8 protein-coding genes, 10 tRNA genes and 3 rRNA genes are annotated in these 13225 nt (G+C 50.5%); all 21 read right to left on the bottom strand.

All coding sequences use genetic code 11. The features are described from left to right. Positions 1–75: 75 nt before the first annotated feature. Positions 76–1197: an ABC transporter ATP-binding protein gene (locus tag MKX74_RS00765; RefSeq protein ID WP_341177179.1), complete on the bottom strand. Its 1122-nt coding sequence runs from the start codon at positions 1195–1197 to the stop codon at positions 76–78. Positions 1198–1300: 103 nt separating this feature from the next. Next, on the bottom strand, positions 1301–2404 hold the full coding sequence (locus MKX74_RS00760) for a PucR family transcriptional regulator (RefSeq protein WP_341177178.1): 1104 nt from the start codon (positions 2402–2404) through the stop codon (positions 1301–1303). A gap of 97 nt (positions 2405–2501) precedes the next feature. Next, positions 2502–2574, bottom strand: a tRNA-Lys gene (locus tag MKX74_RS00755). 6 nt (positions 2575–2580) lie between these two features. Then, a tRNA-Tyr gene (locus tag MKX74_RS00750) sits at positions 2581–2666 on the bottom strand. Between the two features lie 9 nt (positions 2667–2675). Further along, positions 2676–2748, bottom strand: a tRNA-Phe gene (locus MKX74_RS00745). Positions 2749–2848: 100 nt separating this feature from the next. Then, positions 2849–2925 (bottom strand) — tRNA-Asp (locus tag MKX74_RS00740). A gap of 16 nt (positions 2926–2941) precedes the next feature. Further along, positions 2942–3017: transfer RNA gene (locus MKX74_RS00735), tRNA-Thr, on the bottom strand. Positions 3018–3022: 5 nt separating this feature from the next. Further along, positions 3023–3098 (bottom strand) — tRNA-Val (locus tag MKX74_RS00730). A 10-nt stretch (positions 3099–3108) separates the two neighbouring features. Beyond that, positions 3109–3182: transfer RNA gene (locus tag MKX74_RS00725), tRNA-Met, on the bottom strand. Between the two features lie 38 nt (positions 3183–3220). Continuing rightward, positions 3221–3309, bottom strand: a tRNA-Ser gene (locus MKX74_RS00720). A 60-nt stretch (positions 3310–3369) separates the two neighbouring features. Then, positions 3370–6292 (bottom strand): 23S ribosomal RNA (locus MKX74_RS00715). Between the two features lie 168 nt (positions 6293–6460). Beyond that, positions 6461–6536: transfer RNA gene (locus tag MKX74_RS00710), tRNA-Ala, on the bottom strand. Positions 6537–6566: 30 nt separating this feature from the next. Continuing rightward, positions 6567–6643 (bottom strand) — tRNA-Ile (locus tag MKX74_RS00705). Between the two features lie 41 nt (positions 6644–6684). Next, positions 6685–6801: ribosomal RNA gene (rrf, locus tag MKX74_RS00700) — 5S ribosomal RNA — on the bottom strand. 166 nt (positions 6802–6967) lie between these two features. After that, positions 6968–8519 (bottom strand): 16S ribosomal RNA (locus MKX74_RS00695). The 16S, 23S and 5S rRNA genes sit together here with 10 tRNA genes alongside, the layout of an rRNA operon. Before the next feature lie 443 nt (positions 8520–8962). Beyond that, positions 8963–9229: a pro-sigmaK processing inhibitor BofA family protein gene (locus MKX74_RS00690; RefSeq protein ID WP_018888075.1), complete on the bottom strand. Its 267-nt coding sequence runs from the start codon at positions 9227–9229 to the stop codon at positions 8963–8965. A 1-nt stretch (position 9230) separates the two neighbouring features. Beyond that, positions 9231–9545 (bottom strand): hypothetical protein, encoded by a 315-nt coding sequence (locus MKX74_RS00685; protein WP_018888076.1) that lies wholly within the window; start codon positions 9543–9545, stop codon positions 9231–9233. Positions 9546–9843: 298 nt separating this feature from the next. After that, positions 9844–10350 carry a GNAT family N-acetyltransferase gene (locus MKX74_RS00680; RefSeq protein ID WP_341177177.1) on the bottom strand — a complete coding sequence of 169 codons (507 nt, stop codon included), beginning with the start codon at positions 10348–10350 and terminating at the stop codon, positions 9844–9846. A 146-nt stretch (positions 10351–10496) separates the two neighbouring features. Beyond that, complete coding sequence (gene recR, locus MKX74_RS00675) at positions 10497–11096, bottom strand: recombination mediator RecR (RefSeq protein ID WP_018888078.1); 600 nt, start codon at positions 11094–11096, stop codon at positions 10497–10499. 33 nt (positions 11097–11129) lie between these two features. Then, entirely contained in the window at positions 11130–11441 is a 312-nt protein-coding gene (locus MKX74_RS00670; protein ID WP_018888079.1) for a YbaB/EbfC family nucleoid-associated protein, read from the bottom strand. Between the two features lie 46 nt (positions 11442–11487). Further along, a complete protein-coding gene (gene dnaX / locus MKX74_RS00665; RefSeq protein ID WP_025681247.1) occupies positions 11488–13221 on the bottom strand; it encodes a DNA polymerase III subunit gamma/tau in 1734 nt (577 codons plus the stop codon). Between the last annotated feature and the right edge of the window lie 4 nt (positions 13222–13225).

Below are 13225 nucleotides of genomic sequence, written 5' to 3'. Positions count from 1 at the left end.
CATAAAGATATAACCGACATAACAACAAGAAGCCACCGAGTTACCTCGGCAGCTTCAACCTTTGTCATATCTCTATTAAACTAGAAATACGTTGGCTTCGGACTCTTTGTCGAAGATATGGACTTTGTTCATATCAAAGGCCAACGTAGGCTTGCTTCCTTCACGAGTAGTAGAGCGACCATCTACACGAGCAATGACAGTGGAAGGACCTGCACCTGTCAGGTACAACAGGGTCTCGTGACCCAGGTTCTCTGTAGCATCTACTGTAGTCTTGAAGGTTGTATTCGGGGAAGCTTCCAGGAATACAGGCTCTTCATGAATATCCTCTGGACGAATACCCAGGATAACCTCTTTACCAATATAACCCTTGGATCTAAGGATCTGTGCTCTTCCTTCAGGAACTTCGACGTCCAGATTCTCAGCTTGGAAATGAACCTTGCCACTCACTTCCACCAGCTTACCGTTGATGAAGTTCATTGTTGGTGAACCCATGAATCCGGCAACGAAGAGATTCTTCGGACTATTATACAGGTCATCTGGAGAATCCACCTGTTGAATGATCCCTTCGGACATTACTACGATACGGTCACCCATTGTCATCGCTTCAGTCTGGTCATGTGTTACGTAGATAACGGTAGTTTCCAGACGTTTTGCCAATTTAGTGATCTCATTACGCATCGCACCACGCAGCTTGGCATCCAAGTTGGAGAGCGGCTCATCCATCAAGAAGACTTGAGGGTCACGTACGATCGCACGTCCCAAGGCTACACGCTGACGTTGTCCACCGGAGAGAGCCTTCGGCTTACGCTCCAGCAAGTGCTCAATGTCGAGAATTTTTGCTGCTTCACGAACACGTCTTTCGATCTCTTCTTTCTTTACTTTACGGAGCTTCAGACCAAACGCCATGTTTTGGTATACGTTCATATGCGGGTACAGGGCATAGGATTGGAATACCATCGCAATATCCCGATCTTTAGGAGCTACATCATTTACAACACGGTCTCCGATGTATAGCTTACCTTCCGAGATTTCTTCCAGACCTGCGATCATCCGCAGCGTAGTGGATTTACCACAACCCGAAGGACCAACCAATACCAGGAACTCTTTATCTTTAATGTCCAAGTTAACATCAACTACAGTCGCTTTATCGGAACCCGGATACTTTTTGAAAATATGCTCTAAACGTACACCAGCCATGGGTTTTGCCTCCTCAGTTCTCGTAATGAAATCGAATACATTTCCTAATACATATATTACCCGAGCCCTGCCTAACTGGCTATCCACAAACTGCACAAAAAAGCTATTTGCTTTTTGTTACTTTGTACAATAGCAGAATAAGTCTGGCCAAAACCGCATCATTAAAGGTACGCACATCAAGTCCCGTCTCTTGCTTGATCTTATCGAGTCGATAGATGAGGGTATTACGGTGCACATACAATCGCTTCGCCGTCTCACTGACATTACAATCCATCTGAAAAAATGTCTCCAGTGTCGTGAGGGTCTCTGCATCCTCGAACATGGCTGACTGGTTGCCCGCATGCTTCACGAAAAATTTGCGTTGCTCATCAGGGATACTATAGATCATACGCTCCAGGCTTAGCTCCCATGGAAGATGAATATGCTCTGTTACATGGAAGATACGCCCCAGATGAATCGTCTCTCTGAGCAAAGACACTGTTCTTGGTAGTTCTACCAAAGGTGTGATAGATTTGCCGACTGCAATATGGAACACCCCTACCCATTCGCTCGCAACAAGCTCGTACAGCCCGAGGGCAAAGGCCGTAAGCACCTCTTCCATTTGCTCTGCCGTGTTTGTGTCACGTTCATCCTCGGCTCCTACGACGAGTTCTTCCTCCGCCAAGATGAACCACTCCTGATCCTCCAAAGGGATGAGCATGACCACTCCACCAAAATAAGAGTTCAAAAATCTTTGTAGCAAGGCATAGTTCACCTGCCCTGAATGCAAGCCCTCGCCTGTTAGCAGCAGTGGTACCATTGCTGTCTGGAACTGCTGATCTAGCCTTAACTGATGCGGTACACGTTGGTCTTCATCCAATATCGACTGCTCCAGAGCCCACCGCCCCAGTCTTCTCATGCGCCCCTCTTCGTCATCCTCCAGATCTCCCGAGGCATCCCCATGCCCAGGAACACCATCCAGCCAAGCATCCACAAGCCTGCGCTCACGCGGTGAGAGTTGTTGCTCGTCAATTACAAAGGCAAGCTCGGCTCCAGCAGAAGCACGCTTTGGGAAAAAAATCTGGTGCTCATAAATGAAGGATTCTCTCCTTCCCTGCTCCTGATTAACCTGTGGTAACCAAGGCTCGTGCCCCTCCGTAAGCTCAACTATGGAAAAAGTTAAACCCGTAATCTGCTGTAGCTGCTGTAACGTCTCGGTATGATTCATAGCAAATCCCCGCTTTATGTAGAGTATATCTCATATTTTATCACACACGATGAAAATACAAAAAAGCCATCAACGTAAAGTTGATGACTTATATGAATGAGCCATGAAGGACTCGAACCTTCGACACCCTGATTAAAAGTCAGGTGCTCTACCAACTGAGCTAATGGCTCAAATTCTGGTGGAGGATGATGGATTCGAACCACCGAACCCGTAAGGGAGCAGATTTACAGTCTGATGCGTTTGGCCACTTCGCTAATCCTCCAGATTAAAGTGGCTCGGGACGGAATCGAACCGCCGACACGAGGATTTTCAGTCCTCTGCTCTACCGACTGAGCTACCGAGCCATATCAAAAATCCTTATAAAATAAAAATAAAGTGTACAGGGGATACCCCTTTCCACTTTACCAGTGTCTGTCATACTAAACAGTGTAAAGCTTAAGAAAATGGCGGAACTGACGGGATTCGAACCCGCGATCTCCTGCGTGACAGGCAGGCATGTTAGGCCTCTACACCACAGTTCCTCGCATATTTCATAAATGGTGCCGGCGAGAGGACTTGAACCCCCAACCTACTGATTACAAGTCAGTTGCTCTACCAGTTGAGCTACACCGGCACATATGGTGGAGGCTGAGGGGATCGAACCCCCGACCCTCTGCTTGTAAGGCAGATGCTCTCCCAGCTGAGCTAAGCCTCCTGGGTATGTATAGCGGCGGAGGGGATCGAACCCCCGACCTCACGGGTATGAACCGTACGCTCTAGCCAGCTGAGCTACACCGCCATAATAAATGAAGCTTGTACTTCTTAAAAATGTTACTACGGAGAGAGAGGGATTCGAACCCTCGCACCGCTTACGCAGTCTAACCCCTTAGCAGAGGGTCCCCTTATAGCCACTTGGGTATCTCTCCATAATTCCAAGGTGTTACACCCTGAAAACTGGAACCGAAACGAATCATTGCATTTTACTTTAGGATAAGCCCTCGACCGATTAGTACTGGTCAGCTCCATGCATTACTGCACTTCCACCCCCAGCCTATCTACCTCGTCGTCTTCAAGGGGTCTTACATACTGGGAAATCTCATCTTGAGGGGGGCTTCACGCTTAGATGCTTTCAGCGCTTATCCCGTCCGTACATAGCTACCCAGCGGTGCTCCTGGCGGAACAACTGGTACACCAGCGGTACGTCCATCCCGGTCCTCTCGTACTAAGGACAGCTCCTCTCAAATTTCCTACGCCCACGACAGATAGGGACCGAACTGTCTCACGACGTTCTGAACCCAGCTCGCGTACCGCTTTAATGGGCGAACAGCCCAACCCTTGGGACCTACTTCAGCCCCAGGATGCGATGAGCCGACATCGAGGTGCCAAACCTCCCCGTCGATGTGGACTCTTGGGGGAGATAAGCCTGTTATCCCCAGGGTAGCTTTTATCCGTTGAGCGATGGCCCTTCCATGCGGTACCACCGGATCACTAAGCCCGACTTTCGTCCCTGCTCGACTTGTAGGTCTCGCAGTCAAGCTCCCTTCTGCCTTTGCACTCTTCGAATGATTTCCAACCATTCTGAGGGAACCTTGGGGCGCCTCCGTTACTCTTTAGGAGGCGACCGCCCCAGTCAAACTGCCCACCTGACACTGTCCCCGCACCGGATTACGGTACCAGGTTAGAACCTAGATACGATCAGGGTGGTATCCCAAGGACGCCTCCACAGAAGCTTGCGCTCCTGCTTCTACGGCTCCCACCTATCCTGTACAGATCGTACCCAAATTCAATATCAAGCTGCAGTAAAGCTCCATGGGGTCTTTCCGTCTTGTCGCGGGTAACCTGCATCTTCACAGGTATTAAAATTTCACCGGATCTCTCGTTGAGACAGCGCCCAAGTCGTTACGCCATTCGTGCGGGTCAGAATTTACCTGACAAGGAATTTCGCTACCTTAGGACCGTTATAGTTACGGCCGCCGTTTACTGGGGCTTCGGTTCATAGCTTCGCCTTGCGGCTAACCACTCCCCTTAACCTTCCAGCACCGGGCAGGCGTCAGCCCGTATACTTCGCCTTGCGGCTTCGCACAGACCTGTGTTTTTGCTAAACAGTCGCTTGGGCCTTTTCACTGCGGCCCCCTCGGGCTATTCACCCTACCGAGGCACCCCTTCTCCCGAAGTTACGGGGTCATTTTGCCGAGTTCCTTAACGAGAGTTCTTCCGCGCGCCTTAGAATTCTCTTCTCGCCTACCTGTGTCGGTTTGCGGTACGGGCACCTTCACCTGACTAGAGGCTTTTCTTGGCAGTGTGAGATCATGACCTTCGCTACTGTAATTTTCACTCCCCATCACAGCCCAGCCTTACGATGTGCGGATTTGCCTACACATCAGCCTCACTGCTTGGACGGACATCCATCAGTCCGCGTCACTACCCTCCTGCGTCCCCCCATCGTTCATAACGGTTTACGGTGGTACAGGAATTTCGACCTGTTGTCCTTCGACTACGCCTTTCGGCCTCGCCTTAGGTCCCGACTTACCCTGAGCGGACGAGCCTTCCTCAGGAACCCTTAGGCTTTCGGCGGATCAGATTCTCACTGATCTTTTCGTTACTCATACCGGCATTCTCACTTGTATGCTGTCCAGCGCTCCTTACGGTACACCTTCAACCTGCATACAACGCTCCCCTACCCCTGATGCAAGCATCAAGCCATAGCTTCGGTGGTGTGTTTAGCCCCGTTACATTTTCGGCGCAGAGTCACTCGACCAGTGAGCTATTACGCACTCTTTCAATGGTGGCTGCTTCTAAGCCAACATCCTGGTTGTCTGTGCAACTCCACATCCTTTCCCACTTAACACACACTTGGGGACCTTAGCTGATGGTCTGGGCTGTTTCCCTTTTGACAATGGATCTTAGCACTCACTGTCTGACTCCCGGAACTAAGTCTATGGCATTCGGAGTTTGACTGAGCTTGGTAACCCTTGCGGGCCCCGCACCCAATCAGTGCTCTACCTCCACGACTCTCTTTTCCGAGGCTAGCCCTAAAGCTATTTCGGGGAGAACCAGCTATCTCCGGGTTCGATTGGAATTTCTCCGCTACCCCCACCTCATCCCCGCACTTTTCAACGTGCGTGGGTTCGGGCCTCCAGTGCGTGTTACCGCACCTTCACCCTGGACAGGGGTAGATCACCCGGTTTCGGGTCTACGTCCACGTACTAACTCGCCCTATTCAGACTCGCTTTCGCTGCGGCTCCGGCTCTTCACCTTAACCTTGCACGGGAACGTAACTCGCCGGTTCATTCTACAAAAGGCACGCCATCACCCATAGATCGGGCTCTGACTTCTTGTAAGCACACGGTTTCAGGTTCTATTTCACTCCCCTTCCGGGGTGCTTTTCACCTTTCCCTCACGGTACTGTTTCACTATCGGTCGCCAGGGAGTATTTAGCCTTGGCAGATGGTCCTGCCGGATTCATACGGGGTTTCACGTGCCCCGCACTACTCGGGATCCGTCTCGGAGGGTGTACCATTTCGATTACAGGGCTTTTACCTCTATCGCGGGCCTTTCCAGACCTCTTCATCTAGGGTACACCTTTGTAACTCCGTGTGAGACGTCCCACAACCCCAGGAAGCAAGCTTCCTGGTTTGGGCTAATCCGCGTTCGCTCGCCGCTACTGACGGAATCACTATTGTTTTCTCTTCCTCAGGGTACTTAGATGTTTCAGTTCCCCTGGTCTGCCTCTCCTTTGGCTATGTATTCACCAAAGAGTGACTACCTGTTACAGTAGCCGGGTTTCCCCATTCGGACATCCCCGGATCGAAGCTTGCTTACAGCTCCCCGAGGCATTTCGTCGTTCGCCACGTCCTTCGTCGGCTCCTGGCGCCTAGGCATCCTCCGTGTGCTCTTATTAGCTTAACCATGATTTTTGCCACAGGCAAAATATCAAACCGCTAATAACTTTCACTTGCTTACACAAGTTCAGCTAAAAGATGTTCTAAAACGCAATGTTTTCGTTTCGGTATCCAGTTTTCAAGGTGCAATGCTGTGATTGTAACACAGCTTCTTTGTTCGTAAAAGAACTTTTTTTGGTGGAGCCAAGGGGGATCGAACCCCTGACCTCCTGCGTGCAAGGCAGGCGCTCTCCCAGCTGAGCTATAGCCCCATATCTGGTTCTTTATTACGTATTCATTTATGGTGGGCCCTAGTGGACTCGAACCACCGACCTCACCCTTATCAGGGGTGCGCTCTAACCAGCTGAGCTAAGGGCCCATAACAAATCCCGAAAAGGTGTTACCCTTCCCGGGTTGTGCGCTTGGCAACGTCCTACTCTCCCAGGACCCTTCGGTCCAAGTACCATCGGCGCTGGAGGACTTAACGGTCGTGTTCGGGATGGGTACGTGTGGAACCCCTCCGCTATCGCCACCAAACGTCTTGCTATGCTTTTGTGAGAGTTGAACTCTCAAAACTGAGCAACGAGTGAGCTGCGAAGAGGATTTCATACGCGCTAAGCGCAGTACCGAATTCCTCTTCTTAGGATCGATGGAACATCGATCTGATTTGAATGCTTCCGTTGCAGGAAGCGATTCTCCATAGAAAGGAGGTGATCCAGCCGCACCTTCCGATACGGCTACCTTGTTACGACTTCACCCCAATCATCTACCCCACCTTCGGCGGCTGGCTCCTTGCGGTTACCCCACCGACTTCGGGTGTTGTAAACTCTCGTGGTGTGACGGGCGGTGTGTACAAGACCCGGGAACGTATTCACCGCGGCATGCTGATCCGCGATTACTAGCAATTCCGACTTCATGCAGGCGAGTTGCAGCCTGCAATCCGAACTGAGACTGGCTTTTTAGGATTGGCTCCACCTCGCGGCTTCGCTTCCCGTTGTACCAGCCATTGTAGTACGTGTGTAGCCCAGGTCATAAGGGGCATGATGATTTGACGTCATCCCCACCTTCCTCCGGTTTGTCACCGGCAGTCACCCTAGAGTGCCCACCCGAGGTGCTGGCAACTAAGGTCAAGGGTTGCGCTCGTTGCGGGACTTAACCCAACATCTCACGACACGAGCTGACGACAACCATGCACCACCTGTCTTGAATGTCCCGAAGGAAAGGATCATCTCTGATCCGGTCATTCAGATGTCAAGACCTGGTAAGGTTCTTCGCGTTGCTTCGAATTAAACCACATACTCCACTGCTTGTGCGGGTCCCCGTCAATTCCTTTGAGTTTCAGTCTTGCGACCGTACTCCCCAGGCGGAGTGCTTAATGTGTTAACTTCGGCACCAAGGGTATCGAAACCCCTAACACCTAGCACTCATCGTTTACGGCGTGGACTACCAGGGTATCTAATCCTGTTTGCTCCCCACGCTTTCGCGCCTCAGCGTCAGTTACAGCCCAGAGAGTCGCCTTCGCCACTGGTGTTCCTCCACATCTCTACGCATTTCACCGCTACACGTGGAATTCCACTCTCCTCTTCTGCACTCAAGTCATCCAGTTTCCCGTGCGATCCGGGGTTGAGCCCCGGGCTTAAACACCAGACTTAAATGACCGCCTGCGCGCGCTTTACGCCCAATAATTCCGGACAACGCTTGCCCCCTACGTATTACCGCGGCTGCTGGCACGTAGTTAGCCGGGGCTTTCTTCTCAAGTACCGTCACTCCTTAAGCAGTTACTCTTAAGGACGTTCTTCCTTGGCAACAGAGCTTTACGATCCGAAAACCTTCATCACTCACGCGGCGTTGCTCCGTCAGGCTTTCGCCCATTGCGGAAGATTCCCTACTGCTGCCTCCCGTAGGAGTCTGGGCCGTGTCTCAGTCCCAGTGTGGCCGATCACCCTCTCAGGTCGGCTACGCATCGTCGCCTTGGGGAGCCGTTACCTCTCCAACTAGCTAATGCGCCGCAGGCCCATCCTCCGGTGACAGATTGCTCCGTCTTTCCTCACTTCTCCATGCGAAGAAGTGAATTATCTGGTATTAGCTACCGTTTCCGGTAGTTATCCCAGTCCAAAGGGCAGGTTGCCTACGTGTTACTCACCCGTCCGCCGCTAACCTCAGAAGAAGCAAGCTTCTTCATCAGTCCGCTCGACTTGCATGTATTAGGCACGCCGCCAGCGTTCGTCCTGAGCCAGGATCAAACTCTCCAATAAAGTTATTGAAAAGAGCGATAGCTCATTTTGAATCTGACGAGATTCATATCTCATTGTTTGAATCCCACTTGCGTGAAATTCGCTCACTCGTTGTTCAGTTTTCAAAGATCAACTTCATTCATTCGTTTCTTTTCTTGCGTTACCACCGCATCTCAGCGGCGACTTTTATAATATAGCATACACCTCACAAATAGGTCAACACCTTTTTTCATTTTTTTCTCCATACGCTAAATTTCAACAAAAAAGAGCTTCTCCCCAGAAGCCCCCACACATGGTCTAGACCTATGATTTTGGCATAGTTCCACAGCATAGTTCCACAGCTTACTCCCTCCACATAACTCCCCCATAAGCCTACAGATCTCATTTCGAATATCCATATAGAGCCCGCAGGGTGGAGGACATGATCGCAATGCGCTTCCTCCCCACCATACGCATGACCGCCATCAAGTAAAAAGAGCCAGCTTGATTCCCAGCAGCAACCCAACCCCCGGAAGACCTAAAGTAGCGACGGTCCCAATTGTTACTGGATTTACGGGAATGTATGCATGTGTGATCCAACCTGAGTAGTTCACTACATAGATTGCAACTGCTGCAAGCGCCATATGAGTTACGAATACACCCAACCATCTGAACCCCATGCTCTTCTTGATAAGAATATATACAAGCATAAGTGAAGAGAATGACAGCAGTATCCACAGAACACTCCTCACCCTACAGCACCTCCCCTGTAGCGGCCCTCTCGGCCCCTCCGCTCTCTTCACCATCGTTGTCATAATCAGGACGATGTACATTCGCTTGCTTTGCTCGCTTTAGCTGAATCTGATAATTCAACTCTGCTGCCTCCAGCAGAAAAATAGCATAGTCCACCTGATCCTTACCCACGGCTTCCTCAAACATTCTTTGTGCTCTAAGCCAGTCCGCATGAGCAAGGCGGACACCCTCGATAATCTCTGCGTAAAGCTCCGATCTGATTCGTTCCTTGCGGAGCTGATTGCGCAGCTTCTTGCTATACCAGATAGTCATCATCGCGCGCCTCCCTACCATTCGCATCACAGTCTTTCGACTGCCCTCTATTCATTCATATCGAAAAGGGGACAAACTTAGAACCGCATTCTGCTAACAGTACGGAAGGCGAAGAACTCCTCTGAACAAGTCAAGAACTACATTGCTCCAGATGACAAATGCACAATATTCCATAGCGACAACCTAACAACTCTACAACGTTCTGCCTCCGGATCGAACTAATCTAAGAGACAATCCTCAGAAAGAAACCATCTGCATTATCAGGAGACAGACATATTGCTGGGATAATCCTCCAGCTAACCTAAGGCTGTACAGGCGAAATATGATAGTGATAGAACTTTTTATCCACCCGCATTACCGGGAAGTTACCTGGTAGTTGGTCTACTGTGATCTCAATAAAGCTGTTCTTCTCATAAAAGCGATGAGCAGCTACAAACTGCGGCGTTGTACCCAGATAAATATCGCTAACCTGCCTACTCCCAGCCCAACGAATAGCCTCCTGTAGCAAGCGATAGGCTACCTTCCACTCTGTACCTCTGTACTCATGGTGTACGAACATTTTCCGTAAAGCACTTTGCTGTCGTCCAATATCTAATAGAGCTATCGTACCTATGATCCGGTCTCCGTCCTTAGCTACCCAGAAGTTCCCGTTGCCTCGTTGATAATACTGTTCGATAGCCAATAAATCCGGCTGATCCTCTATCGTGATGGGAATCCGGTATTCCTCCTGCTGGATATGTAATATAAGCTTCGATATCTGTGATTGATCACAGCCTTCATACTCCATGATGTGAATACGCTCGTACATATAATCACCGCCCTATGATCATCTTGATTCCTTTCCACTTCAAACAATGCCATCCTATGACAAAAAAGCCGCAATAGCGGCTTTTAGGCTTGTCCAAATCCTAATCCTGGGCTTGGCTATAAAGTTGGATGACAATTATATTTCGCTCAGTTCAACTGACGTCGACCTTCCAATGCCTTGGACAACGTAACTTCGTCTGCATATTCAAGATCTCCACCCACAGGTAATCCATGGGCAATCCGGGTAACCGTCATTTCGAAAGGTCTGACCAGCTTGGAAATATACATAGCCGTCGCTTCTCCCTCGATGTTCGGATTCGTAGCGAGAATTAACTCCTCCACTCGCTCATCACTCAGACGAGTCAGCAGCTCCTTCAGACGAATATCCTCCGGTCCCACACCCTCCATAGGAGAGATGGCCCCCTGCAGCACATGATAATACCCGTTGAACTCCTTGGTGCGCTCCATCGCTACCAAATCCTTGGAATCCTGGACTACACAAATAACCGAGGCATCTCGAGTCTTATCCTGGCAAATCCGGCAGGGATCGGTATCAGTGATGTTGCAGCAGACCGAGCAATAATGGAGATTGCGCTTTACACTGACCAGAGCTTTGGCAAAATCAATCACATCATCTTCCTTCATGTTCAGTACATGAAAGGCAAGACGCGCAGCCGTCTTGGGACCAATGCCCGGCAGGCGTGTAAAAGCATCAATCAGCTTGGCTATCGGTTCCGGATAGTACAATGGTCTGTTGCTCCTTCGTATATAAAGATTAGATTAGAACAGGCCCGGGATCTTCATGCCGCCTGTGAATTTACCCATATCATTATTAGCAAGCTCATCCGCCTTCGTAAGCGCGTCGTTCACAGCAGTCAGGACCAGATCCTGCAACATTTCAACATCATCCGGATCAACAGCCTCTGGCTTGATCGCAATGGACAGAACCTTCTTGTGACCATTCACCTCGACAGTTACTACACCACCACCGGATGTTCCTTCTACAGTCTTGCCTCCAAGCTCTTCCTGTGCCTTCAGCATCTGCTCCTGCATCTTCTTCACTTGCTTCATCATCTGGTTCATATTGTTCATGTTATTCATCTCCTTAATTGGTTTACTAGATAGACTATTAACAGCCCTAGTCTTTAATGACGATCAGATCCTCGCCAAATAACTCCATGGCCTCATCAATCCAGGGCTCCTTCGACTTTCCCGAACCAGCATCCTCCGGCTCCAGTCGGAATTCTTCCTCCTGCTTGGTGGCTGAGCCCTCAATCGCGGAGGACCAATCCCGCAGCATCATCGTCACCAGACGCATAGGTCTGCCCAGCTGCTCTTGAAGCACTCGCTCGATGACCTGACGATTAGCTGCCTTCTCCGTGGTATCACGGTGAATATTGTTCTTGAAGGCTACCAGTACACTATCATCATACACCGATACTGGCTCGCCATCCATGAACCACGCATGGACCGTGACCTTCTCTTCCTTGACCCGCTGTAAAATCTGACTCCATTTTCGAGTAGCCTCGGAAAATTCAGAGCTTCCCTTCTGTGCAACGAATTCACTAAGTTGGGAAGGGAGCTTCGCCGGTGACGACACCCGTGCTGCTGGAGGCTTGGATGGCCCACGCCCTGAAGAGCTTTGTTCCTGTCCCTTGACAGCTGATAGCCCCGCTTGCAGGGCACCTTCCAGCTTACGTTCCAGGTCTGCCAGCTGCTTACGCAATGCCGTCACCTCGCCACGATCAGCCGCCTCGGCTGATGCCGTAGTCGCCTGACCAGGCGAAGCAGGGACGCTACACAACTTGAGCAAAGCCACCTCAAAGAGTGTCTGCGGCTGTGAAGCATACTTCATACCGTTCTGATAGTGATTGAGTGTGTCAATAATCTGGAACAGCTGTTCACTAGTGAACAGGTCGGCTACCTCTCTGAAATGCTCAGGCTCCAGCAACCTTTGCGTCATACGGTCAGCACCCGGCACCATCTTGACCATCAATAGATCGCGGAAATAGTAGAGCAGATTTTCCATGCACTTATCCGCGCTCTTACCCTCTTGCATGAAGGCATCGATCATCTGTAATACAGTGGCCACATCTTCCGCATGAAGCGCACGTGCCAGCTTGCCGAATTGCTCAGCAGGGATTCCCCCCGTCATACCCAGCACCTGCTGGTAGGTTATAGTCCCATCTGTGAATGAAGCAATCTGATCCAGCAGGCTGATCGCATCCCGCATCCCGCCATCAGACAAACGAGCAATATACTGCAATGCGTCTGGATCAGCAGAGATATTCTCTTGCTCACAGATCCGCGCCAGATGCTGAGACTGTTCTTCAAATGGCACTCGCCGGAAGTCAAAGCGCTGACATCTGGATATAATCGTGGCCGGAAGGCGATGAGGCTCGGTTGTAGCTAATATAAACATTACATGCGTCGGAGGCTCTTCCAGCGTCTTGAGTAATGCGTTGAATGCTTCCGTCGTCAGCATGTGTACTTCATCAATAATATAGACTTTGCGTCTTACCTCGGTCGGTGCATATTTCACCTTATCCCGCAGATCACGAATCTCCTCTACACCGCGGTTGGATGCAGCATCAATCTCCTGCACATCCATGACCGCCCCCGCCGTAATTCGAACACAGGTCTCGCATTCATTACAAGGCTCTACCGACGGCCCACGCTCGCAGTTGACTGCCTTGGCCAAAATCTTGGCTGCACTGGTCTTTCCTGTGCCCCGCGGCCCACTGAACAGATAGGCGTGAGAGGTCCTCCCGTCGCGAATAGCATTCTGCAGGGTCTGGATAATATGCTGCTGTCCTACCATGTCTTGGAACGACTGGGATCGCCAAGCACGGTACAACGCTATGTGTTCCAATTCG

The sequence above is a fragment of the Paenibacillus sp. FSL K6-1230 genome (assembly GCF_038002385.1).
Classification (GTDB): domain Bacteria; phylum Bacillota; class Bacilli; order Paenibacillales; family Paenibacillaceae; genus Paenibacillus; species Paenibacillus massiliensis.
This window is presented reverse-complemented; position numbering and strand designations above follow the sequence as displayed.

Bases quoted from the DNA above. Each gene is read 5' to 3' on its own strand.
- MKX74_RS00765 (WP_341177179.1), bottom strand. From the start codon at position 1,197: ATGGCTGGTGTACGTTTAGAGCATATTTTCAAAAAGTATCCGGGTTCC.
- MKX74_RS00760 (WP_341177178.1), bottom strand. From the start codon at position 2,404: ATGAATCATACCGAGACGTTACAGCAGCTACAGCAGATTACGGGTTTA.
- MKX74_RS00685 (WP_018888076.1), bottom strand. From the start codon at position 9,545: ATGATGACTATCTGGTATAGCAAGAAGCTGCGCAATCAGCTCCGCAAG.
- MKX74_RS00680 (WP_341177177.1), bottom strand. From the start codon at position 10,350: ATGTACGAGCGTATTCACATCATGGAGTATGAAGGCTGTGATCAATCA.
- MKX74_RS00670 (WP_018888079.1), bottom strand. From the start codon at position 11,441: ATGAACAATATGAACCAGATGATGAAGCAAGTGAAGAAGATGCAGGAG.